Source organism: Duganella flavida, from assembly GCF_009857445.1.
GTDB lineage: Bacteria > Pseudomonadota > Gammaproteobacteria > Burkholderiales > Burkholderiaceae_D > Rugamonas > Rugamonas flavida.
Genome location: NZ_WWCN01000022.1, coordinates 70,493 through 92,206, shown reverse-complemented (window position 1 = coordinate 92,206; position 21,714 = coordinate 70,493). Strand labels below are relative to the sequence as shown.

The 21,714-nt window shown below is 61.4% G+C and carries 23 protein-coding genes and 1 pseudogene; 16 read left to right on the top strand and 8 right to left on the bottom strand.

The genetic code is table 11. The features are described 5' to 3' along the window. The 4 genes and pseudogenes from GTP46_RS26200 to GTP46_RS26185 form a co-directional block, all read right to left on the bottom strand. A pseudogene (locus GTP46_RS26200) lies at nt 1-486 on the bottom strand (tetratricopeptide repeat protein); the annotation flags it as partial. Continuing rightward, the gene (gene mshL / locus GTP46_RS26195; protein WP_161009567.1) at nt 483-2,294 is read right to left on the bottom strand and encodes a pilus (MSHA type) biogenesis protein MshL; all 1,812 of its coding nucleotides are present in this window, start codon (nt 2,292-2,294) and stop codon (nt 483-485) included. The gene mshL (GTP46_RS26195) and the pseudogene GTP46_RS26200, both read right to left, overlap by 4 nt. A gap of 45 nt (nt 2,295-2,339) precedes the next feature. Further along, the gene (locus tag GTP46_RS26190) at nt 2,340-3,239 is read right to left on the bottom strand and encodes an ExeA family protein (RefSeq protein ID WP_161009566.1); all 900 of its coding nucleotides are present in this window, start codon (nt 3,237-3,239) and stop codon (nt 2,340-2,342) included. Between the two features lie 20 nt (nt 3,240-3,259). After that, complete coding sequence (locus GTP46_RS26185) at nt 3,260-3,976, bottom strand: ABC transporter ATP-binding protein (protein WP_161009565.1); 717 nt, start codon at nt 3,974-3,976, stop codon at nt 3,260-3,262. Between the two features lie 113 nt (nt 3,977-4,089). Between GTP46_RS26185 and GTP46_RS26180 the strand changes: the two genes are divergently transcribed. The 15 genes from GTP46_RS26180 (at nt 4,090) to GTP46_RS26110 (ending at nt 17,257) form a co-directional block, all read left to right on the top strand. Further along, a complete protein-coding gene (locus GTP46_RS26180) occupies nt 4,090-5,799 on the top strand; it encodes a GspE/PulE family protein (protein ID WP_161009564.1) in 1,710 nt (569 codons plus the stop codon). Between the two features lie 3 nt (nt 5,800-5,802). Then, on the top strand, nt 5,803-7,035 hold the full coding sequence (locus GTP46_RS26175; RefSeq protein ID WP_161009563.1) for a type II secretion system F family protein: 1,233 nt from the start codon (nt 5,803-5,805) through the stop codon (nt 7,033-7,035). 10 nt (nt 7,036-7,045) lie between these two features. Continuing rightward, nucleotides 7,046-7,543, top strand: a complete 498-nt coding sequence (locus GTP46_RS26170; RefSeq protein ID WP_161009562.1) for a type II secretion system protein — start codon at nt 7,046-7,048, stop codon at nt 7,541-7,543. 25 nt (nt 7,544-7,568) lie between these two features. After that, entirely contained in the window at nt 7,569-8,093 is a 525-nt protein-coding gene (locus tag GTP46_RS30225) for a type II secretion system protein (protein ID WP_308495453.1), read from the top strand. Between the two features lie 58 nt (nt 8,094-8,151). Then, entirely contained in the window at nt 8,152-8,706 is a 555-nt protein-coding gene (locus tag GTP46_RS26160) for a pilus assembly FimT family protein (protein ID WP_161009561.1), read from the top strand. After that, nucleotides 8,696-9,334 (top strand): prepilin-type N-terminal cleavage/methylation domain-containing protein, encoded by a 639-nt coding sequence (locus GTP46_RS26155; protein ID WP_229259102.1) that lies wholly within the window; start codon nt 8,696-8,698, stop codon nt 9,332-9,334. The genes GTP46_RS26160 and GTP46_RS26155 overlap by 11 nt, the downstream gene beginning before the upstream one ends. Continuing rightward, nucleotides 9,331-10,245 (top strand): type II secretion system protein, encoded by a 915-nt coding sequence (locus tag GTP46_RS26150; RefSeq protein WP_161009560.1) that lies wholly within the window; start codon nt 9,331-9,333, stop codon nt 10,243-10,245. Before GTP46_RS26155 ends, GTP46_RS26150 begins: the two co-directional genes overlap by 4 nt. Continuing rightward, nucleotides 10,242-10,697, top strand: coding sequence for an agglutinin biogenesis protein MshP (locus GTP46_RS26145; protein WP_161009559.1), 456 nt, complete (start codon nt 10,242-10,244; stop codon nt 10,695-10,697). The genes GTP46_RS26150 and GTP46_RS26145 overlap by 4 nt, the downstream gene beginning before the upstream one ends. A 163-nt stretch (nt 10,698-10,860) precedes the next feature. Then, nucleotides 10,861-11,760 carry an agglutinin biogenesis protein MshI gene (locus GTP46_RS26140; protein ID WP_371869769.1) on the top strand — a complete coding sequence of 300 codons (900 nt, stop codon included), beginning with the start codon at nt 10,861-10,863 and terminating at the stop codon, nt 11,758-11,760. After that, nucleotides 11,757-12,419, top strand: coding sequence for an MSHA biogenesis protein MshI (locus tag GTP46_RS26135; RefSeq protein WP_161009557.1), 663 nt, complete (start codon nt 11,757-11,759; stop codon nt 12,417-12,419). Before GTP46_RS26140 ends, GTP46_RS26135 begins: the two co-directional genes overlap by 4 nt. Beyond that, complete coding sequence (locus tag GTP46_RS26130; protein WP_161009556.1) at nt 12,416-13,201, top strand: type II secretion system protein M; 786 nt, start codon at nt 12,416-12,418, stop codon at nt 13,199-13,201. The genes GTP46_RS26135 and GTP46_RS26130 overlap by 4 nt, the downstream gene beginning before the upstream one ends. After that, nucleotides 13,186-13,533 carry an MSHA biogenesis protein MshK gene (locus GTP46_RS26125; RefSeq protein WP_229259101.1) on the top strand — a complete coding sequence of 116 codons (348 nt, stop codon included), beginning with the start codon at nt 13,186-13,188 and terminating at the stop codon, nt 13,531-13,533. Before GTP46_RS26130 ends, GTP46_RS26125 begins: the two co-directional genes overlap by 16 nt. Nucleotides 13,534-13,548: 15 nt before the next feature. Further along, on the top strand, nt 13,549-15,315 hold the full coding sequence (gene mshL, locus GTP46_RS26120) for a pilus (MSHA type) biogenesis protein MshL (RefSeq protein WP_161009555.1): 1,767 nt from the start codon (nt 13,549-13,551) through the stop codon (nt 15,313-15,315). 2 nt (nt 15,316-15,317) lie between these two features. Next, the gene (locus tag GTP46_RS26115) at nt 15,318-16,214 is read left to right on the top strand and encodes an ExeA family protein (RefSeq protein WP_161009554.1); all 897 of its coding nucleotides are present in this window, start codon (nt 15,318-15,320) and stop codon (nt 16,212-16,214) included. After that, entirely contained in the window at nt 16,211-17,257 is a 1,047-nt protein-coding gene (locus tag GTP46_RS26110; protein WP_161009553.1) for a tetratricopeptide repeat protein, read from the top strand. Before GTP46_RS26115 ends, GTP46_RS26110 begins: the two co-directional genes overlap by 4 nt. A gap of 73 nt (nt 17,258-17,330) precedes the next feature. Here the strand turns inward: GTP46_RS26110 and GTP46_RS26105 are convergent, their stop codons facing one another. From GTP46_RS26105 to GTP46_RS26095, 3 genes are read right to left on the bottom strand one after another with little or no spacing between them, the layout of a single operon-like run. Next, nucleotides 17,331-18,314, bottom strand: coding sequence for an HD-GYP domain-containing protein (locus tag GTP46_RS26105; RefSeq protein ID WP_161009552.1), 984 nt, complete (start codon nt 18,312-18,314; stop codon nt 17,331-17,333). Nucleotides 18,315-18,328: 14 nt separating this feature from the next. Further along, complete coding sequence (locus tag GTP46_RS26100) at nt 18,329-19,507, bottom strand: pyridoxal phosphate-dependent aminotransferase (protein ID WP_161009551.1); 1,179 nt, start codon at nt 19,505-19,507, stop codon at nt 18,329-18,331. Between the two features lie 25 nt (nt 19,508-19,532). Next, nucleotides 19,533-19,967, bottom strand: a complete 435-nt coding sequence (locus GTP46_RS26095) for a putative toxin-antitoxin system toxin component, PIN family (protein ID WP_161009550.1) — start codon at nt 19,965-19,967, stop codon at nt 19,533-19,535. Nucleotides 19,968-20,003: 36 nt separating this feature from the next. On the opposite strand from GTP46_RS26095, the gene yaaA reads away from it, so the two are divergent. After that, entirely contained in the window at nt 20,004-20,774 is a 771-nt protein-coding gene (gene yaaA, locus GTP46_RS26090; RefSeq protein ID WP_161009549.1) for a peroxide stress protein YaaA, read from the top strand. A 108-nt stretch (nt 20,775-20,882) separates the two neighbouring features. Here the strand turns inward: yaaA and GTP46_RS26085 are convergent, their stop codons facing one another. Next, nucleotides 20,883-21,698: an outer membrane protein assembly factor BamD gene (locus tag GTP46_RS26085; protein WP_161009548.1), complete on the bottom strand. Its 816-nt coding sequence runs from the start codon at nt 21,696-21,698 to the stop codon at nt 20,883-20,885. Nucleotides 21,699-21,714 lie beyond the last annotated feature (16 nt).

Sequence of the window (21,714 nt, the reverse complement as noted above, 5' to 3'; positions counted from 1 at the left end):
GGCGGGCACGGAAGGCGACGGGGTGAAAGCGAGGCCGGCGTCGTCGGCTGGACGCGCAGCCGCAGCGGCGGACGACGTGCCATGGCCTGCCGACGCGGCAGCGGATGACGGCGCTTCGGCGGCGCTGGCTGGTGCGGCAACGTTTGCAGGAGCGGACGGATCAAGCGCCAGGTCGAGCGTCAGGCCCGGTTCCTTGTGGTCGCTGGCGGCTGGCAGCGGGCTCGGCGACGGGCGCGGCTCGCTGCTGGCGACTGGTGCGGCAGCGGCAGCGGCCGGCGCCTCGCCGGCCATCGGCTCCAGGCTCAGGCTATCGAGGTTGAACTCGCGCTTCGCTGCAGGAGCGGTGGCGGCGGCAGGTTGCACTGGTTCCGGCGTCAGCGCCAGGATCTCGTCGAAGGCTTCCGACGGCTTGTCCAGCTCGTCATCGGAGAGCGAGTTTTGTTTTGCGCGCTCGGCTTTCTTCAGCGCTTGCATTAGCAGACTCATGATCCATTGGCCTTAGCAGGAACAGGGTACGATTCAGTGTCGGGCACCTGGCCCGGCAGGATGTAGCGGTAATCCTTGTAGTCGCCGTTGATGCTGGCGTCCTTCACTACTACCGGCCGCATGAAGATCACCAGCTCGGTCTTGGTGGTGTTCTCGTTACGGTAAGAGAAAAGGTCGCCCAGCAGCGGAATGCGGCCCAGCACCGGCACGCTGTCCTTGGCGTTGTCGACCGAGTCTTGCATCAGGCCGCCCATGACGGCGATCTGGCCGCTGTTGACCTTCATGATGGACTCCAGTTCGCGCGCCTGGATCACCGGCACTTCGCTGGTGACGTTGGCGGCGGCCAGCGCCGGATTCGGGTCCTTGACCTTGCCCACCACGCGGGTGATGGTCGGGCGTACGTTGAGCGTCACCTCATCGGTATCGGAAATCTGCGGCGTCACGCTCATCACAAAGCCGACCGGCACGGTTTCCAGGTGCGATTCATAGGTGGCCGGCGTGGTCGGCACGCCGTTGGCGCTGAGGATGGCCGGCGTCACTTTGATGGAGAAGAACACATTGTTATCCACCACCTTGAGTAGCGCGGTCTGGTTGTTCAACACGCTGATTTTCGGGCTCGACAGCACTTTCACCTTACCGAACGACTCCAGCAACTGGATGGTGGTGGCAATGCTGCCCAGGCGGCTGGTCGGGTTGGTATAGTTGAGCAGGAAGATGCCCGGCGTGGTGCCGACTGTGACGCCGCTGGGCAGAGTGCCCACCGCGCCTTGCGTCAGTTTCAACCCGCCGCCGGCCAGGTTCGACCAGTTGATGCCTTGCTGGTAGGCGTTGCTCAGCTTGACCTCGATAATGGTGGCTTCAATCAGCACCTGGCGCTTGGCTGCGCCCAGCACCACGTCGAGGAACTGGGCGATTTTTTCATGTTGGCGCGCCGTCGCGCGCACCGCGATCAGGCCGCCCTCAGGATTGACGATCACCGAGTTGGCGGTATTGTTGTTGCGCTGTCCCAGTGACGGTGCGCCGCCAGCCTGGTTCGGCTGGCCTGCCAGCGGATCGACCGGATTGTCGTTCAGGTTGGAGGCGCGCAGCATGTCGCGGATGTTCTTCTCGATATTGAACCAGAAGTTATTGTCCGAGCGATTGTTCACCACCGTGGTGGAGTTATTCGAGCCATTGCCCATCGCGCCGTTTTGCTGGTTGCCCGGCTGCTGCTGGTTCTGGTTGCTGCCAGTGTTGACCTGGACGGTGGTAGCCTGGCTTTGCTGCTGGTTGGCCGCCTGCACCGGATTGGAGCTGGAATCGCCGCCGCCGCCAGTGGTGGAAATCTGGGTGGCGATGTTCACGCTGCTGGAGGTGCTGCGCGAGATGTTGACGTAATCGACCTTGTAATTGCGCCATTCCGGGCTGTCCGGCAGCACCGTCAGCGTTTCGCCGTTGATTTCATAACGCATGTCGACCTGGCGCTGGATGCGGCTCAGCAGCTGCGGCAGGGTCTGGTCAAGCGCGTTGAGGGTCACCAGGCCGTCGATGCCGGGATGGATGTCCACGTTGAGGCTGGCGTCGCGCGCCAGCGCAAACAGCAGCGACTGCACCGGCACCTTGTGCACGGTCACGCTGTAGGTGGCGACCTTGGCGGCTGGCTTGGGCGGCGGCAGCGCCACGCTTTGCTGCACCGGTTCCGGAATCGCGCCAACGGGTGGCGGCGGTTCGCTGATATGGACCGGGGATGGCGTGATGGGATGGCTGGCGCAAGCACTCAGCAGAACGCTGCACACCACGGGGACGAAGGGGGAGCTGAGTTTTTTCATCGTGGTTCGCTTTGTTGTGCTTTTGCAATTATAGGTGGCATGATCTTACAAATTCCGCGCCGCCGCAAGGAGGAGAATGCAAATCAGGACCGCCGCGCCTGCTATAACAACAGCCTTGGTCGTCACCCGGGCGCGCCGGCGGCCGAACGGCGTTTCGGCGATGGCCTGGCGGGCGTGGCTAGCCTCTACCGCTTCGGCATCGTCGGCAAATGCGGCCAGCAGCGCCTTGTCGGCCAGGATATTGATGCGGCGCACGATGCCCTGCGAGGCCTCGGCGATCAGTTTGGCGGCCGCCGGACTGAACAGTGCAGGGCCGTCGTGGCCGGCCGCGCGCAGGCGGAACGCCAGGAAATCTCCGGTCAGGTCCGATTTCAGGGGCGGCACCTGGAAGCTGTGGGTGATGCGTTCTTTCAGCTGGCGCATGCTGGCCAACTCCAGGTGCTGGTCCAGCTCGGGCTGGCCGAACAGCACGATTTGCAGCAGTTTGCTGCGCGCCGTTTCCAGATTGGTGAGCAGGCGGATCGCTTCCAGCGTGTCGAGCGGCATGGCTTGCGCTTCTTCGACCAGCAGCACCACCTGGCGGCCAGCGCTGTGGCGGCCGATCAGCTCGGCATGCAGGCCGCGCTGGACTTCATCGGCACGCAGGCCGCCGGTCGGCAGGCCCAGTTCGGCGGCAATGGCGTGCTGCACTTCCAGCGGATTCAGGTTCGGATTGACCAGGTAAATCACGTCAATGTGAGACGGCATACGGCTTTCCAGCATACGGCACAGCATGGTCTTGCCAGTGCCGACCTCGCCAGTCACTTTAATAATCCCTTCGCCGTGGCCAACCGCGTACAGCATGGCCTCCAGGATGTCGCCGCGCGTGTTCCCCGAGTAGAAAAACGCCGGGTTGGGCGTGATGTTGAACGGCGATTCGCGCAGGCCGAAGTGGGTTTGGTACATGGTCGTCGTTACGCTATCAGTCACGCAATGCAGGTCAGGAAGGCTTGTTCCAGCGTGTCGGCGCCATACTGGGCGCGGCATTCGGCGGGCGTGCCGCTGAACCGGATGGCGCCGTCATGCAGGATGGCCATGCGGTCGCACAGCTCGTCCACGTCCGCCAGCGCGTGCGAGGTCAGGAACACTGTACTACCGGATTGATGCAGGCGGCGCAATTCATCCTTCAGCAGTGCGCGCGCTTTCGGATCGAGGCCGCTCATCGGCTCGTCCAGCACGTACAGCGGCTTACGCGCCAGAAGGCAGGCGGCCAGGCCGAGTTTCTGGGTCATGCCTTTGGAATAGCTGCGCACCGTGCGCTTCAGCGCGCCGGGATCCAGGTCGAGTGCGCTCAACATGGCGCTCACGGCCTGCGCATCGTAGGACAATCCTTGCAAGGTCAGCAGGTAGCGGATGAAGTCGGCGCCGGTTAAATAATAGGGCGGCGTGAAGCGTTCGGGCAAGAAGCCCAGCGGCCCGCGCGCGGCTGGCTGGTGGTGCGGCTGGCCGAAGATGTCGATGCTGCCGCCGTCCAGCGCGCAGAAATCGAGCAGGCATTTGATCAGGCTGGTCTTGCCGGCGCCGTTGACGCCGACCAGGCCGAAGCACTCGCCGGCGCCCAGTTCCAGGTCCACGCCGCGCAGCACGCTGGCCGCGCCGTAGCGTTTGGAGACTTGCTGGAAGCGCAGGGCAGGGAGTGTCATGGCCGACACTGTAGCGCATCCGTCTAAAGAAAGCGACACCTACCCTCGCGCTGAGCCCGCATTGTGGACTAGAATGGCCGCAAGTTTTTGGTGAGTATCTTCAAGGAGAGCGCATGTCGAGGCCAGAGAAAGTCCGGCTGGGTGAAATTCTGGTACAGCAGAAGCTGCTCTCCGAAGAGCAACTGGGGCTGGCCTTGGCCGATCAAAAGCGCAGCGGACGCAAGCTGGGCCGCGTGTTTGTCGAGAACGGCTATGTGACCGAGGAGCAGATCGCCGGCGCATTGGCGCGGCAGCTGAACATCCCTTACCTGAACCTGAAGTTCTTCAACATCAATCCGGAGATCGTGCGGCTGCTGCCGGAGACGCAGGCACGCCGCTTCCGCGCGCTGGTGCTGGAAGAGCGCAACGGCGCGCTGCTGGTCGGCATGTCCGACCCGACCGACTTGTTTGCGTATGACGAGATTGCCCGCATCGTCAAGCAGGGTATCGAGCTGGCGGTGGTCAACGAGACCGAGGTGCTGGCTGTCATCGATCGCATCTACCGCCGCACCGAAGATATTTCCGACCTGGCGCGCGAGCTGGAGCAGGATCTGGGAGATACCGCCTCGATCGACTTCGGCGCGCTGGCCGCCGCCAATCCCAATCTGGAAGAAGCGCCGGTGGTCAAGCTGCTGCAATCGGTGTTTGACGATGCGGCGCAGGTGCGCGCTTCCGACATCCACATCGAACCGCAGGAAGGCCGGCTGCAAATCCGCTTCCGCATCGACGGCGTGCTGCACCTGCAGACCGAGGCCGATATCAAGATCGCCCCCTCGCTGGCGCTGCGTTTGAAGCTGATGTCGGACCTCGACATCTCGGAAAAGCGCTTGCCGCAAGACGGCCGCTTTGCCGTGCGCGTCAAAAACCAGCGCATCGACGTCCGGATCTCGACCATGCCGACCCAGCACGGCGAATCGGTGGTGATGCGTCTGCTGAGCCAAGGCAGCACCCAGCTGCGGCTGGACGCCATCGGCATGCCGCGCTCGCTGCTGGAGAAATTCCGCGCCATTGTTCAGCGTCCGAACGGACTGGTGCTGGTGACTGGCCCGACCGGTTCCGGCAAGACCACCACCTTGTATTGCGCGCTGGCCGAGCTGAACTCGGTCGAGAAAAAGCTGATTACGGTGGAAGACCCGGTTGAGTACCGCCTGCCCGGCATTAACCAGGTGCAGGTCAACGACAAGATCGATCTGAACTTTGCGCGCGTGCTGCGTTCGGCGCTGCGGCAAGACCCCGACATCGTGCTGGTCGGCGAGATGCGCGACCAGGAAACCGCCGCCATTGGCCTGCGCGCCGCCATGACCGGTCACTTGGTGCTGTCCACGCTGCACACCAACGACGCCGTCAGTACGCCGCTGCGCCTGATGGACATGGGCGTGCCGCGCTACATGGTGGGCTCGTCGCTGCAGGCGGTGCTGGCGCAGCGCCTGGTGCGGGTGATCTGCGAAAGCTGCACCACACCGTATGAGCCGACGCCGACCGAGCGCGAATGGCTGTCGCTGGAGCTCAATGACAAGGTCGACAAGGGTCGCTACTTCCACGGCAAGGGCTGCTCGCACTGCAATGGCATGGGCTATCGCGGCCGTACCGGCGTGTACGAATTGCTGGAGATGACGCGGGCGGTGGTGGACGCCGCCAACGATATCGATCCGTCGCACTTCCTGAAAGTGGCGCAGGCCCAGATGGGCGGCGAAACCTTGCGCCGCCATGCGGTGGCGCTGGTGATACAGGGCCGCACCACGGTGTCGGAAGCCATGCGCATCAGTAACCAGGTCGAGGACTAACCAGTGCCTTTCTTCGCTTACAAGGGCCGCAACGCGCGCGGCGAGTTGATGCAAGGCGTGCTGGAGGCGGTCGATAGCGGCGCCGTGGCCGACCAGCTATTCAATACCGGTGTGACGCCGATCGAGATTGTGGTGACCAAAAAAGCCGCCGCTCCCGGCGACGGCGAAGACTGGTGGAACAAACTGCTGGAGAAGAAAGTCACGTCGATGGACGTGCAGCTGTTCAGCCGCCAGATGTACACGCTGCTCAAGTCGGGCGTGCCCATCATGCGCGGGCTGGCGGGCTTGCAGGAATCGGCGGTCAGCAAGTCGTTCGGCAAGGTGATCAAGGATTTGCGCGAATCGCTGGATGCGGGCCGCGAGCTGTCGGCTGCCATGCGCCGCCATCCGGAGGTGTTCTCGCCGTTTTATCTGTCGATGGTGCGGGTGGGCGAGATGACCGGGCGGCTGGAGGAAGTGTTCCTGCGCTTGTTCGACCACCTGGAGTTCGACCGTGACATGCGCGAGCGGGTCAAGACGGCCACGCGCTATCCGACTTTTGTGGTGCTCGCCATGGTGATTGCAATGGTCGTGGTGAATATGTTCGTGATTCCGGCCTTCGTCGGCGTGTTTGCCAAATTTAACGCCGAGCTGCCGCTGATGACACGGGTGCTGATCGGCACTTCCAACTTCACGGTGCGCTACTGGCCGGTGCTGGTGGCGGCGGCGGCATTGGGTTTCTGGGGCTTTCGGGCGTGGGTGGGTACGCCACGGGGTTTGTATAAGTGGGACAAGTTCAAGCTGAAAGTCCCGGTCGCCGGCAAGATCATATTAAAAGCCACGATGGCGCGCTTTGCCCGCAGTTTCGCGCTGTCCAGCCGCAGCGGCGTGCCGATCGTGCAAGCCTTGTCGGTGGTGGCGCAGACGGTGGATAACGCCTATTTGACGGCCCGCGTGGAGCAGATGCGCGACGGCGTCGAGCGCGGCGACAGCATCCTGCGCACGGCTGCGGCCACCAATGTGTTCACGCCGGTGGTGCTGCAGATGATAGCGGTGGGCGAGGAGAGCGGCTCCATCGACGATTTGATGGAAGAGATCGCCGAGATGTATGAGCGCGAAGTGGATTACGAACTCAAGACCTTGTCGGCGCAGATCGAGCCCATTCTGATCGTCTTCCTTGGCGTTATGGTGCTGGTGCTGGCGCTGGGCATCTTCCTGCCGATCTGGGACTTGGGCAAGGCTGCCTTGCATCACTAACAGGAATAAAATGATTTTCTTGGCAATGTTTGTGTCGGCGAAACAACGGGGAGCGAGCTTATTGGAGTTCGCTGTGACAGTTTCGGTGATTGGAATTTTGATGGCATTGCTGCTACAGCGGATCTGGTACTACCAGGATGAGGCAGAGAAGGCCGCCGTAGAAATGACAGTGGCTAACGTACGGGCCGCCTTAGAAATTAAGGTAGTTGAAGCAAAATTGCCGGGGCGTAGCATCGATTTAACGATTTTTACCGAAGAAAATCCGCTCAATTTATTAAAAAGCAAGCCTGCCAACTATGCAGGTGAGTTATTTAATCCGAATGACAAGGATATCGGCGCGGGAAATTGGTGCTTTAACCGCACGGATAAAAGTCTGATTTATTTGTTAAATAAGCGAATTTCTTTTGTAGATGCTCAATCGAAACGTTTGAAATTCAAGGTAAAATTATTTTACTTACCCCAGAGTCCAGAGCCCGGAAGTGTGGCCTTTGAACAGGTTGAGGACTGACATTTAAGATGATTTGGAGAAAGTAATGAACAAGCCAGCACCGACCGCAATGCGTAACCAGGCCCAAGGCGGCTTCACCCTGATCGAATTGATTGTGGTGATTGTCATCCTTGGCATCCTGGCGGCGACTGCGTTGCCGAGATTTTCCAATTTGGGTGGCGACGCCCGTACCGCATCGCTGAATGCGGTGCGCGGTGCAATGTCTGCGACGGCTGCGTCCGCGCATGGCTCGTGGCTGCTGAATCCCGCCAATGCAACGATTGCGTATGAAGGCGCGACTATTACTTATGCCACCACCGCTGCCAGCGGCTACCCTAAAGCTGACACCGGATTTACCACCGCGTCGGGCGTGAACACGGCTGATTACACCATCGTGGCAGCTGGTTCGGCAGCAACTGCCAACGCACCTGCCACCAGTGCGACTGAAGTTGCGGTGATACCGAACAGCGTCGCCGGCTCTACCAAGGGCCTGACTTGCTATGTCAAATATACCGAGCCGACGGCCGTGAATACCGTGCCAGTCTACACGGTCACGACTACCGGCTGCTGATACAGGCGCACCTCAAGCAGGGCATATGTCCTCGCGCTCCATAGCCAGAAGCCGGCGTATGGCCGGCTTCACGATGGTGGAGCTGATCACCGTGTTCGTGTTGATGGGCATCCTGGGCGGCATTGGCTATGCCCGTTTTGCCGACACTACTTCGTTTTCCAACCGTTCCTACGCCGACCAGGCCAAGGGCATTATCCGCTACGCGCAGAAGCTGGCCATTACCCAGGGCCGGGCGGTGTTCGTCCGTTCCGAGCCGGGCGGCTTTGCGGTGTGCTTCGCCAGCGGCTGTCCCAACGCCGCTGCACTGGCCGCGGCCTCCGGCGGCAGTAACAGCGGTAGCTCGGCTACCCGCGCTTACTGCATCCTCGGCGGAGCCTACGTCAGCAACTGGATGTGCGAGGCGCGTCCCAACACCAGCGTGACGGTCACCAGCAATACCGTGCGGCCGGAATTCGGCGCCGGCGGATTCTTTTTCTTCGACAGCCTCGGCCGGCCTTACAACAGTGCCGACACCGTTGGCAGCTCCAGTTTCACGCGCATGATCCTGACTTTTACCAGCGGGACCAGCACCAACGCGGTCACCATCGAAGCGGAGACCGGCTATGTCCATTAAGCGCCAGGCCGGCCTGACCCTGATCGAGCTGGTGATCTTCATGGTGATCATCGGCGTGGCGGCGGCCGGCATCATCGGCGTGCTGAATATCGGCGGCAACCACAGCGCCGATCCGGTGCGCCGCAAGCAGGCGCTGATGATTGCCGAGGCGCTGATGGAAGAAGTCTTGCTGGCCCGCTTCACCTTCTGCGACCCGAACTATGCCGGTGCTGCCGACGCCACTTCGCAAGCCAACTGCGGCGGCCAGCCACTGGTCATCGGCACGCCGGCCGGGGGGCGGCCGTATGGCAACGTCGCCAACTACGCCGGCGCGGCCAACACGGCCAAGCGCAGCTTTGCCGTCAGCGGGGTGGATGTCGATATCAATGGCCGCGCGCTGGGTGTCAATCCTAGCCTGGCGACCATCGGCAATGCTTCGCTGGCCGGCATTACCACCACGGTGACGTTGCGCTATCTTGATCCCTCGGTGAGCGGGACGCTCGGGCCGGCCGGGCGCGCCATCAGTTCGGACGCCAACGACATTCGCGGCCTGCGCATCACGCTACGCACCACTTATGGCACCGGCGCCAACGACTACGTTGAGCTGGACGCCTACCGCACGCGCTACGCGCCGAACTTCCTGCCATGAAGAGCGCCCGCACCCTCGCCCTCAGGCAGCGTGGCTTCACGCTGGTGGAAGCCATCATCGTTATGGTGGTGACCGGGGTGCTGGCCGGGGTGATGGTGCTGTTCATCCGTCAGCCGATCCAGAATTATGTGGACGCCTCGGCGCGCGCCGATCTCAGCGACACCGCCGACCTGGCCCTGCGTCGCATGGCGCGCGAGTTGCGCGGCGCACTGCCTAACAGCATCCGCACCTTGTACAGCGGCGGTGTATGGTACGTGCAGTTCATTCCGGTCAAGGCGGCAGGGCAGTATCTCGCGGTGGAAGACAATGCCAGCAGCGGCATCCCACTGAGCTTTACCTCGAATACGGCGACCCAATTTGATGTAGTCGGTCCGATGCCGGCCATTAACACCGCAACCGACCTGATCGCGATATACAACCTCGGCAACGGCATCACCGATGCGGATGCCTATTTTGCGGGTGAGTCTCCTGTTACTGTCAATCAGTTGAACCGGCAAGGGGTGGTGACGGTCAGCGGTACCACGGTGACGCTGGCGAATTCCCACAATAATTTCGCGGACCCGGCGGTGCAGGGGCGGGTGCCCAACTCCTCGCCCGACCATCGATTCTTTGTGATCAATACGCCGGTTACCTTCCGCTGCGAGGGCAAGGCTGATGGCACAGGAACGCTGGCGCGGATTTCCAATAACCCGTTCTCGGCAGTACAGGCGACGGTGGCTTTCACGAGCAATACGCCGCTGCTGGCGACCAATGTGCAGGAATGCGACTTTAGCGCTACCCAAGCGGGCAGCCTGCATTCCGCGCTGATCGGCATGACGCTGTCGCTGGCCCGCCCGCGCGCCGGCGTCTCGGCCAACGGGCTGGAAACGGTCACGCTGGTTCATCAAATTCACATGGACAATACGCCATGAAGACCTTGCGCAAACAAGCCGGCGTAGCGCTGGTGACGGCGATTTTTTTGCTGGTGGTGATTGCCGGACTGGCCGTGGCGGTGGTGTCGCTGACCAGCGCGCAGCAGGACGCCGCCACCAAGGATGAAATGGGTACGCGCGCTTACCTGGCGGCCAAGGCCGGCATGGAGTGGGCGCTGTTCACGGCCTTGCAAGGCGCCGACGGCGCGCATTACTCGACCCTGAATTGCGCGGCGCCGATCAGCTTTAGTTTGCCGGCGGGGACTACCTTGTCCGGCTTCACAGTGACCATTAGCTGCACCCCGAAGGCGGCAGCATTTGGCGACGGCAGCGCCAGCGACAAGACCGCCGACCGCTTCGGCATCACGTCCACTGCGTGTAACGCGGCCAACTGCTCGGCAGCCAATCCAGGCCCGGATTTCGTCAAGCGCGTGGTCACAGCGCAGCTTTAAAGACGCAACTGTGTGGAAATTTGTGTATTTTTACAGAATCATTGCCATTCTGAGCATATATGTTGGTGGAACTTGAATATAATCAATCATCTAGCGCGTAAACTTCGTGTAGTCAGATATGAGCTTCTTTAAGCGAGCAAAAAAATCCGATGGATGGCTGACCGTGACCTTTTTGCGGGACGGCATTTGCGCGGGCCGCGTTCAGCGCAGGCGCGATGCCAAGGCTATCGTCGAGGTGTCGGCGTTCTATCCGTCCGATGCCAGTTTCTCGCCTGAGGCGCTGGATAAGCTCAACAAAGACCTGCGGGCCGGCGGCTACCACTGTGGCACCATGCTCAGCGGTGGCGAGTACCAGATGCTGATGGTCGATGCGCCCAACGTGCCGCAGGACGAACTCAAGACCGCCGTGCGCTGGCGCTTGAAGGATATGCTCGATTTCCACATCGACGACGCCACCATCGACGTGCTCGATATCCCGGCTGACAGCAGTGCCGCCTCGCGTGGCCACTCAATGTTTGCGATTGCCGCCCGCAACGCGCTGATCCAGTCGCGCCAGGCCTTGTTCAGCGAAGCCAAGATCGACCTCACCGTGATCGATATTCCCGAAATGGCGCAGCGGAATATCTCGGCGCTGCTGGAGACCGATGGCCGCGGCCTGGCCATGCTGTCTTTCGACGGCGACGGCGGCTTGCTGACCATCACCTTCAAGGGCGAGCTGTATTTGTCGCGCCGTATCGACGTCACGCTGGAGCAATTGCTGGAGCGCGATTCGGAGCGCCAGCAAGTCCACTTCGACAAAATCACACTGGAGCTGCAACGCTCGCTCGACCACTTCGACCGCCAGTTCCATTACGTGAATGTGCTCAAGCTGCTGCTGGCGCCGACCGGCGCGAATGGCTTGCACGAACATCTGGCCGCCAACCTTTACATGCCGGTGGAAGCCATGGCGCTGGACGATGTCTTCGATCTGAGCCAGGCGCCGGCCTTGCAGGACGCCGCGCAGCAGCAGCGTTTTTTCCTGACGCTGGGCGCGGCGCTGCGGCATGAGGAGGTGCATCTGTGAGCCAGCAGATCAACCTGTTCAATCCCATCTTCCTTAAGCAGAAGAAGTTTTTTACTGCTGTGCCGATGGCCGAGGCGCTGGGCCTGATCGTGGCGGGCGCGCTGCTGCTGAACTGGTATGCCGCGCAGAGCGTGGGCGAACTGGAAAAAGATGCAGAGGCCGGCAAGGCCCTGCTGGCCAAGCGCGAGCAGCGTTTGAACCAGGCCCGCGTGCAGTTCGCGCCGCGCGCCAAGGACGCGGCGCTGGAAGCGCAGGTGCTTGCCGCCGAGGCGGAGCTGAAGGCGCTGCATGACGTGTCGTCGGTGCTGCAAGGTGGCGCGCTGGGCAATACGGCGGGCTATGCCGAGTACTTCCGTGCGTTTTCGCGCCAGAATGTGAGTGGTTTATGGCTGACCGGCGTGAGCATCAACGGCGCCGGCAATGACATCGGCGTGCAGGGCAGGGCCATGCAGGCGACGCTGATCCCGAATTACATCGCGCGCCTGACCGGCGAACGCATCATGCGCGGCAAGACTTTTGCTAGCCTCGATATTGCGCGTCCGGATGCGGCCTTGCCAACGGCCGGCGCGATTGCTGCTGCCCCGACTGCGGCGGCTGCGGTGGCATCGCCGTTCGTCGAATTCAACCTGCAATCCACGCCGCAGGAGGCTGCCAAATGAAACAGCAGCTCCTGCAACAATGGCTTAAGCTAAGCACCAAGCTGGATGCGATGACCTTGCGCGAGCGCGCGATGGTGTTTGCGGCGTCGGTGGCGTCGGTGCTGTTCCTGCTGTACACGTTCTCGGCGGAGCCGCTGCTGAACAAGCAAAAACTGCTGCAGATGCAGATCAAGACGCAGCAAAACCAGATCGCCGGCATCGACGCGGAAATTGCAGCGATGGCGCAAGGTTTCGTGGTCGATCCAGACGCCGGCACGCGCACCAAGCTGCAAGCGCTGCATCACGATATTGACACCACCAGCGCCGGTTTGATGGCGGTGCAAAAAGGCCTGGTCGCGCCAGACAAGATCGCACCGTTGCTTGATCATCTGTTGCGCGGCAACGGCAAGCTGAAGCTGATGTCGATGAAGACCTTGCCGGTAACTGGCTTGAACGAAGCCGCAGTGCAAATACAGCCGGCAGCACAGTCGGCGCCGGCTGCACCACCGGCGATCACGCCGGCAGCCGCAGCCGCAGCCGCCGGCGTGATCGCCGCAGCGACGCCGCCTGCATCGCCAGCGCCGCCACCACCCAAGCCGCGCGAGCTGCTGTACCGTCACGGCGTGGAGATTGTGCTGCAAGGGAGTTATCTCGACATGGTGAGCTATATGGAGGCGCTGGAGTCGCTGCCGGTACAACTGTTCTGGGGCAAGGCCCATCTGGATGCCCAGCAGTACCCGAACTCGCGCCTGACGCTGACCCTGTACACGTTGAGCCTGGACCAGAAATGGATGAAACTATGAAGCGCCTGCTGTGTTCACTGTTACTGCTGGCCGGTGCGGTCGCCGCAGCCCGGGCGCAAACGCTGGCCGATCCGACCCAGCCGCCGCCGGAGTCGCGCCTGTTGCCGCAGTCGCAATCGGACCTGCCTGCGATGCCGAGAGGGCCGCAGCTGCAGTCGGTACTGATCGGCTCGCATGGACGCGAAGTGGCGGTGATCGATGGCCAGACCGTCCGCAAAGGCGAAAAGTTTAACGGTGCGGTGCTGATGGAAGTCCGCAAGAATCAAGTCGTGCTGCAAAAGGGCCGGGACAAGCAAGTGCTGACCTTGTTCCCCGATCCGGCCCACAAATAAACGCGAAGAACGCTTATGCAAAAATTCCTGACCATCGCTACCGTGACGACGCTGCTGCTCAGCGGCTGCCAGACGCCGTCCCGGCGCGACACCTACGACAAGATCAGCAATGAGGTGAATGCTGCTGCCAAGCCGGTTGCCGCCAGCCAGAATGATGCCGTGGCCAGCGCCTTGCTGCCGCCGGTGTCGCAGCTGGCCGACCAGCTGCCGAAAGCGCGTGCGGTGCTCGATGAGCGTTTCAATGTGTCGTTCAACAACGTGCCGGTGCAGCAGTTCTACAATTCCATCGTGGCCGGCACCCGCTACAACATGCTGATCAATCCGGAAGTGACCGGCAATATCACCGCCAACCTGAAGGACGTGACCCTGTTCGAGGCGCTCGACGCCATCCGCGAGCTGTACGGCTACGACTACAAGGTGGAAGGTACGCGCATCTACATCCGTCCGCTGACCATGCAGACCAAGATGTTCAAGATTAACTACCTGGTGGCGATTCGCAAGGGCGCGTCCAGCCTGCGCGTGTCGTCCACCTCGGTGGCCAACGCGGGCACCAGCAACAGTGGCAACCAGTCCAACGGCTCGGGCAACAACAATAACAATAATAACAATAGCAGCGGCGGCAACGATCCGAACAACCCGAATGGCGGCTCGCAGGTGCAGCGCGATTCGGCCAATGTCTCGACCCGCTCGGAAAGCGACTTCTGGCTGGAGCTGAAGATGGCGTTGGAAGCGCTGGTAGAAACCGGCAAGGATGGGCGCAGCGTCACCATCAGTCCGCAGTCGGGTGTGATCGTGATCCGCGCCATGCCGGAAGAATTGCGCAATGTGGACCTCTACCTGCGCGCGACCCAGCTGTCGGTTGACCGCCAGGTGATCCTGGAAGCCAAGATCCTGGAAGTGGAATTGAACAACAACTTCCAGAGCGGCGTGAACTGGGCGGCGTTTGGCAAGTTTGCGGCGGGCGGCAATAACCGCTTCTCGGTTGGTACGGTGCAGCCGGATACCGTGTTGCGTCCGCTGGGCACGCCGATCGGCAGTACCGGCAAGAGCGGCATCATCGCCGATCCGGGCAATGCGCTGGGGGCTGCTTCCGATGCGGCGGGCACGCTGTTTGGTATGGCTTTCCAGACCAGTAATTTCGCCGCGCTGATTTCCTTCCTGGAAGGGCAGGGCACGGTGCATGTGCTGTCGAGCCCGCGTATCGCGACGCTGAACAACCAGAAGGCGCTGCTGAAGATCGGCACCGATGAGTTTTACGTGACCGGCGTCAGCACCACCACAACCACCAGCGGCAACGGTTCCGGCACCACCTCGCCGACCGTGACGCTGCAGCCGTTCTTCTCGGGCGTGGTGCTGGATGTAACGCCGCAGATCGATGAAGACGGCAACATCATCCTGCACGTGCACCCATCGGTGAGCCAGGTGTCGACCGTGAACAAGGGCTTGAATTTGGGCTCGCTGGGCAATTTCACGCTGCCGCTGGCGGCCTCGTCGACTTCGGAAATGGATAGCATGGTGCGCGGCAAGGACGGCCAGGTGGTGGCGATCGGCGGCTTGATGCGCCAGGCTACGACCACCGACCGTTCCGGCGTGCCGGGCGCCAGCAGCGTGCCGGTGCTGGGTGCGCTGTTTGGCAGCAAGACGGAAGTGATTCAGAAACGCGAGCTGGTGGTGCTGATCAAACCGACCGTGATTGAATCGTCGTCGGACTGGAACCAAGACTTGCTCGACAGTGGCCGCCGCATCAAGGAGATGGATCCGCGCGGTAAAGGGCGGAATTAATCATGTACAGCAAACACTTCGGCCTGCGCGAGGCGCCGTTCAGCATCACGCCGGATACCAGCTACTTCTTCACCAGCCCGCATTCGCAGGAGGCGTTGAATACTTTGCTGGTGGCGGCCAAGAGCGGTGAAGGTTTTATCAAGATCACCGGCGAAGTGGGCACCGGCAAGACGCTGCTGTGCCGTAAATTCATTGCAACCGTGGGCCCTGATTTTGTCACGGCCTACATTCCGAACCCGTACCTGGAGCCGCGCACGCTGATGCTGGCCCTGGCCGATGAGCTGGAAGTGCCACTGGAGCGTGATGTGGATCAGCACCAGTTGCTGAAGTCGATCACGCATCGCCTGATGGACCTGGCGCGCTCGGGCAAGCAGGTATTGCTGTTGCTGGATGAGGCGCAGGCGATTCCGTTTGAAAGCCTGGAAGCCTTGCGCTTGCTGACCAATCTCGAAACCGAGAAACGCAAGCTGCTGCAGATTGTGCTGTTCGGGCAGCCGGAGCTGAACCAGCATTTGCAGGAGAATTCGATCCGCCAGCTGGCGCAGCGCATCACCTTCCATTACCACCTTGGGCCACTGTCGCGCGACGATATCGAGTACTACCTCGCGCACCGCTTGCGTGTGGCTGGCTATGAAGGTGGGCGGCTGTTCAGCCGGGGTGCGATTGCGGGCTTGTACAAATCCAGCGGCGGTATTCCGCGGCTGGTCAACATCATGGCGAACAAGGCCTTGATGCTGTGCTATGGTGAAGGCAAGCAGCAGGTGACGCGCCGTCACGTGAGTCTTGCGGCCAGTGATACGGTGACGCCGCAAGCCGGCGGCCTGCGCTGGGCGTGGACGGCGGCGGGCGTCAGTTTGCTGATCGCCGCGTGTGGGCTGACTTGGGCACTGACCAAATGAGCTTGATCAATAAAATGCTGCAGGACCTGGACTCGCGCGCTAGCGGCGGCGCGTCTTCGGCTGTGCAGCAGGATGAGGTGAAGTCGGTGCCGTCGATGGAGCGCGACCGGCGTCCGGTGATACTGATCGGCGTGGCGGCAGGCGTGCTGGTGATCGCGGCGGGCGGATGGTATGGCTGGCAGTACTGGCAAGCGCACCAAGCGCCGCCGCCGGCACCACCGCCGCAGCCGGTGCGCATGATCGACAACCGCATGCCGGATACCACCGCGCGCATCCAGGAAGTACCTGTGGCAAAGCCTGTGGAAGCTGTCGCACCGAAAGTGGTTGAAACGAAGCCTGAACCGGAGGCGGAGCCGGTCGTCGCCAAGCCTAAGCGTCCGGCGCCAGAACACGCGGAACGTGCGGAGCCGGTGCGCCAGCCGAAGTCAGTCGCTACATCGCCGGCTGCTGATGGCGTGGTGTTGCGCGAGTTGACGCCCAAGCAGGCGTCGGAAAACAGCTATCGCCGCGCGCTGGTGTCGTTGCAGGAAGGCCGTGTGAGTTCGGCGTTGGCGGATCTGGATAGAGCCGTCGAAATCGATCCGCGTAACGAGGCTGCGCGTCAAACCTATGTCAGCCTGCTGCTGGAAAACCGCCGCACCGACGACGCCATCCGCCAGCTGCGCCTGGCGCTCGGCATCGATCCGCGCCAGCCGGGATTGGCCATCATCCTGGCGCGCCTGCAATTGGAGAAGGGTGGTCCAGCGCTGGATACGCTGTTGAAGACCTTGCCGTACGCCGGCAACAGCTCCGACTATCATGCCTTCCTGGCCGGCGTGCTGCAACGCGAACAGCGTCACGCCGAAGCGGCGGATCATTACCGCGCCGCGCTGCAACTGGCGCCGCAAAATGGGGTGTGGTGGATGGGACTGGGCATCTCGCTGCAAGCCGACCAGCACTTACCGGAAGCGCGCGAAGCCTACAATCGCGCCCGCAGCGCCGGCGGGTTGACGCCGGACCTGCGCAACTACGTCGACCGTCAGATCGATAAACTCTCGCACTAACCGTCGCTCCCGCGTAGGCGGGAGTCCATAGACCGCTTGCTCAGCATGGGTCCCCGCGTTCGCGAGGACGACGTCAGAGCGCCGCTTGCGCGCCCCAGATCTGCTTCATACTGAAGCGGATCGAGGCCTGGTCCTCGCTTAAAGACTCGGCAATGCAGCAGCCCTCATCGCCAGTGCGCCGCTGCGCCGCCGGCGACAGCACAGCGCCCGCCGGATCACGCAAACAGTGGATGCCGCGCGCATCGCCGCCATTGAAGCGCTGGCTTACCACGCCTATCTCGCCGCTGGTTAAACGCACCACGCAGCCGGGTGGATAGTCGCCCAGCTCATGGCGGAAGTGCAGCACCAGCGATGGATCAACCGGCGCCACCTTGTCCTCGATCAGGTTCTTCAAGGCCTGGAACGGCGGCAGCGAGCGGCGGTAATTGCGCGCTGAAACCTGCGCGCAGTAGCGGTCCGCAAGGCTGAGCAGCTTGGCGTTCAAGGTCACCTCGGGGCTGGCGATACCGGCCGGATAGCCGCTGCCTTCATCATTCTCATGGTGCATCAGCACGCAGGAAATCCACTCGTCATCCTCGATGCCGACGCAGCGCAGCATATCCACGCTTTCTTCCGGGTGGCGGCGCACGATGGCCTGCTCCTCGCTGGTGAGCGGCGTGTTCTTGTTCTGGAAGGTTTCGTGATGACGCAGCATGCCGACGTTCATGGTCAGCGCGGCGGCGGTAACGGTCAGCGTGCTGGCCGCGCCGAGTTCCATCGCGCGTGCAATCACCACGGTTACAATCGCCGTTTCGATGCAGTGCCGCACCGCGTAAGTACCGTTGATCTGGCTGAGTAAAATGCAGGCCAGCGCCACGTCCGGATTGATGGCGACCGCCTCAATCAGCTCGCGCGCAATATCGCGGATTTCGCCTTCGGCATTGTGCTCGTTGCGCAGGTTGTGCAGCAGGCGCTCCAGCTCGCGGTTGCACAGGTTCAGCTGATGCAATACCGACGGCGTGGATGCTGCAAACGCCGGCGCCTCCAGCGGCGAATGCAGTTGATTAGCTTCGGACATGTTGTGATCCTGATCTACACTTTGCCCAGCCTCTCCAATGCGAGTGCCAGGGTCTCATCTTTTTTGGCAAAGCAGAAGCGCACAATGCCCGACTCCTTGCCTTGCTGGTAAAACGCCGAAACCGGGATGGCTGCGACCTTGATTTCGGTGGTCAGCCATTCTGCGAATTCTGCTTCCGTCTGTGTAGAGATTCTATCGTATCGGACGCACTGGAAGTAAGTGCCATCTGCTGGCAACAACTCAAAGCGTGTGTTTTTGAGCCCATCGCGGAACAGGTCGCGCTTGCGCTGGTAAAAAGCGGGTAGTTCCAGGTACGGTTTTGGATCGGCCATGTAGCTGGCCAGACCGTGCTGCATCGGGGTATTCACGCTGAAGACGTTGTATTGGTGGACTTTGCGGAACTCCACCATCAACGGCGCCGGGGCGGCCACGTAGCCGATCTTCCAGCCGGTGACGTGGTAGGTCTTGCCAAAGCTGGACACCACGAAAGCGCGTGCTGCCAGCTCGGGATAGCGGCTGACCGATTCGTGCTGGTGGCCATCGTAGACCATGTGTTCGTAGACCTCGTCCGACAGGATCAGCACGTCCGTGCCACGCACGATATCGGCCAGCGCCTGCATATCGGCGGCGCGCAGCACGGTGCTGGTTGGGTTATGCGGCGTGTTGATGATGATCAGGCGCGTTTTGCTGGTGACGGCGGCGGCTACTTTGTGCCACGGCACGGTGTAGCCATTCTGGCCGACTTCCATCTCGACCGAGACCGGCACGCCGCCGGCCAGCGTAATCGCCGGCACGTAGCTGTCGTAGACCGGCTCGATGACGATGACTTCGTCGCCGGGATGGACGCAGCAGAGGATGGCCGTGGTCAGTGCCTGTGCGGCGCCGGCGGTGACGGTGATCTCGCTGTCAACGTTGTACTGGTGGCCGTAGAGGGCTTTCACCTTGGCGGCGATGGCCTGTCTTAGCACCGGCGCGCCGCTCATCAGCGGATACTGGTTGAAATCGGCCAGCATGGCGTCGTTGACGGCGCTGATCAGGCTACGTTCGCAGCCGAAGTCGGGAAAGCCTTGGCCAAGGTTGACCGCGCCGGACTGTACGGCCAGCATCGACATGCGGGTAAAAACAGTGGTGCCGACCGCCGGCAGACGGGTGGTCAGGGCAGGCGTCATCGGCAGGTTGGTGCGACTGTTCATGGTGGAAGTGTAGTACACAGATAGCCTATTCTAGCGCAATCCACTTCTCCGGCAACATGACCTTGAACATGCCTTCGCGCGCCAGGCGGCGGGCCAGTTTCAGCAGGGCCTTGTCCTTGGTGATCAGCACCTCGGCGCCGGCATCGCGGGCGATTTCGAGGAACTTCTGGTCGGCCCTGTCGCTGCACACCGGCAGCACAATGCTGGAGACCGGCGGCGCGACTACCTTGATGAGTGCATCGAAGCGGGCGGTGGCCAGCGGACGGCTGTCGTCGTCGAGCGGCAGATGCTTGTAGTGGAGGACGATGTTGAACTCGTCGCGGCAGTCGGAGCGTGTGACGGCTTCGAGCTCGCCGCTCTCGATAGCGGCCACCAGCCTGGCCCAGCGCGGATCGTTAAACACGAACAGATCGAGGCAAACGTTGGTGTCGATAACGATTTTCTTTGGAACAGGTATCATGTAGGGCTAGTTATGTGAAAATGTTTTTGGAATCTTATGCTGATAGTGCTTTCCCCGGCAAAAAGTCTCGATCTGGAGACCCCGCCAACCACCAAGCTGCACACGCAACCGTCGTTTCTTGATCACTCCGAGCGGTTGATCAGCCGCCTGCGCGAATTTTCGCCAGCCGAGCTGGGCGAGCTGATGGACTTGTCCGACAACCTGTCGGCGCTGAACGTGGCACGTTACGCCTCGTGGACCAAGGACACCAGCGAAGCGCGCCAGGCCGTGATGACCTTCAATGGCGACGTCTACGATGGCCTGGATGCCCGCACGCTGAAACCGGCGCAACTGGATTACGCGCAATCGCGCATCCGTATTTTATCTGGCTTGTACGGCATGTTGCGGCCGCTGGACCTGATTCATCCGCACCGTCTCGAAATGGGCACCCGTTTGAATACGCCGCGCGGCAAGAATCTTTACGATTTCTGGGGCGACACCATTGCCCAGGCGCTCAACAAAACGGCGGGAGAGCAGGGTGCGGAAACGCTGGTCAACTTGGCATCCGAAGAATACTTCAAGTCGGTCAAGCCGAAAGCGCTGGACCTGCCGGTGATTACGCCGCTGTTCGAGGACTGGAAGAACGGCAAATACAAGATCATTTCGTTCTACGCCAAGCGTGCACGTGGCCTGATGGCACGCTACGCGGCCGTGAAAAACATCACCGATCCGCAGAAGCTGAAAAAGTTCAACGTCGACGGCTACACCTTCGACAAGGCCGGCTCGGACGATAAAACCTGGATTTTCCGCCGCCGTATCGCGGAATAAAAAATCCGGGGTCAGGTCCCCCATTTCTACACGAGCTGTGCCGTAACGTTCGCTACGGCACAGCTCGTGTAGAAATGGGGGACCTGACCCCGGAGTATTTACTTGGCTTTACATCTTGGCGTTGGTGCTCCAGAAGTTCCACCACTTGCGTTCGGACTTTTTACCTTCGTCCAGGAACTTGGAGTTCGGGTAGTTCAGCTTGAACACGCGCTCGGTATCGTTTTTCAGCTCGGTCATGCCCAGCTGGTCGTAGCTGCGGATCATGATGTACAGCGCTTCTTCGATCGACGGCGAGTCGCGGAAGTCGTTCATGATGCCCATCGCGCGGTTGGCGGCGGCCAGATAAGCGCCACGGCGATAGTAGTAACGCGCCACGTGGGTCTCGTACGAGGCCATCGCGTTCACCAGATAACGCATACGGGCCAAGCTATCCGGGGTATACTTACTCTCTGGGAACTTGGTCACCAGATCCTTGAACGCCGCGTACGCTTCACGCGTGGCTTTCGGATCGCGCTCGGTGGCATCCTGTTCGTAGACGAAGTTCAGGAAGCTGACCTGGTCGTTGAAGTTGATCAGGCCGCGCAGGTAGTACATGTAATCAACGTTGGCGTGGTTCGGGTGCAGTTTGATGAAACGCTCAACCGCCGCCAGCGCTTGCGCCTGGTCTTGCGATTTGTAGTAGGCGTAGGCGATATTCATCTGCGCCTGCTGGGCGTAGGTGCCGAATGGATAGCTCGATTCCAGCTTCTCAAACAACTGAATTGCGCGCTCGTAGTGCTGGCCTTCCAGTTCTTCGTTCGCCTCCGAGTATAATTTCGTAGCGCTCCAACCTTTTGTTTCGTCGGCCTTTTCAGAAAAGAGGCCACAACCGGACAAACCAAGCAGAACTACTGTTGCTGCGACTACCGATAATTTTTTTTGCATATCTTTTGCAAGAAAC

Bases quoted from the DNA above. Each gene is read 5' to 3' on its own strand.
- mshL (WP_161009567.1), bottom strand. From the start codon at position 2,294: ATGAAAAAACTCAGCTCCCCCTTCGTCCCCGTGGTGTGCAGCGTTCTG.
- GTP46_RS26190 (WP_161009566.1), bottom strand. From the start codon at position 3,239: ATGTACCAAACCCACTTCGGCCTGCGCGAATCGCCGTTCAACATCACG.
- GTP46_RS26185 (WP_161009565.1), bottom strand. From the start codon at position 3,976: ATGACACTCCCTGCCCTGCGCTTCCAGCAAGTCTCCAAACGCTACGGC.
- GTP46_RS26180 (WP_161009564.1), top strand. From the start codon at position 4,090: ATGTCGAGGCCAGAGAAAGTCCGGCTGGGTGAAATTCTGGTACAGCAG.
- GTP46_RS26170 (WP_161009562.1), top strand. From the start codon at position 7,046: ATGATTTTCTTGGCAATGTTTGTGTCGGCGAAACAACGGGGAGCGAGC.
- GTP46_RS30225 (WP_308495453.1), top strand. From the start codon at position 7,569: ATGAACAAGCCAGCACCGACCGCAATGCGTAACCAGGCCCAAGGCGGC.
- GTP46_RS26160 (WP_161009561.1), top strand. From the start codon at position 8,152: ATGGCCGGCTTCACGATGGTGGAGCTGATCACCGTGTTCGTGTTGATG.
- GTP46_RS26155 (WP_229259102.1), top strand. From the start codon at position 8,696: ATGTCCATTAAGCGCCAGGCCGGCCTGACCCTGATCGAGCTGGTGATC.
- GTP46_RS26150 (WP_161009560.1), top strand. From the start codon at position 9,331: ATGAAGAGCGCCCGCACCCTCGCCCTCAGGCAGCGTGGCTTCACGCTG.
- GTP46_RS26145 (WP_161009559.1), top strand. From the start codon at position 10,242: ATGAAGACCTTGCGCAAACAAGCCGGCGTAGCGCTGGTGACGGCGATT.
- GTP46_RS26130 (WP_161009556.1), top strand. From the start codon at position 12,416: ATGAAACAGCAGCTCCTGCAACAATGGCTTAAGCTAAGCACCAAGCTG.
- GTP46_RS26125 (WP_229259101.1), top strand. From the start codon at position 13,186: ATGGATGAAACTATGAAGCGCCTGCTGTGTTCACTGTTACTGCTGGCC.
- mshL (WP_161009555.1), top strand. From the start codon at position 13,549: ATGCAAAAATTCCTGACCATCGCTACCGTGACGACGCTGCTGCTCAGC.
- GTP46_RS26115 (WP_161009554.1), top strand. From the start codon at position 15,318: ATGTACAGCAAACACTTCGGCCTGCGCGAGGCGCCGTTCAGCATCACG.
- GTP46_RS26110 (WP_161009553.1), top strand. From the start codon at position 16,211: ATGAGCTTGATCAATAAAATGCTGCAGGACCTGGACTCGCGCGCTAGC.
- GTP46_RS26105 (WP_161009552.1), bottom strand. From the start codon at position 18,314: ATGTCCGAAGCTAATCAACTGCATTCGCCGCTGGAGGCGCCGGCGTTT.
- GTP46_RS26100 (WP_161009551.1), bottom strand. From the start codon at position 19,507: ATGAACAGTCGCACCAACCTGCCGATGACGCCTGCCCTGACCACCCGT.
- GTP46_RS26095 (WP_161009550.1), bottom strand. From the start codon at position 19,967: ATGATACCTGTTCCAAAGAAAATCGTTATCGACACCAACGTTTGCCTC.
- yaaA (WP_161009549.1), top strand. From the start codon at position 20,004: ATGCTGATAGTGCTTTCCCCGGCAAAAAGTCTCGATCTGGAGACCCCG.
- GTP46_RS26085 (WP_161009548.1), bottom strand. From the start codon at position 21,698: ATGCAAAAAAAATTATCGGTAGTCGCAGCAACAGTAGTTCTGCTTGGT.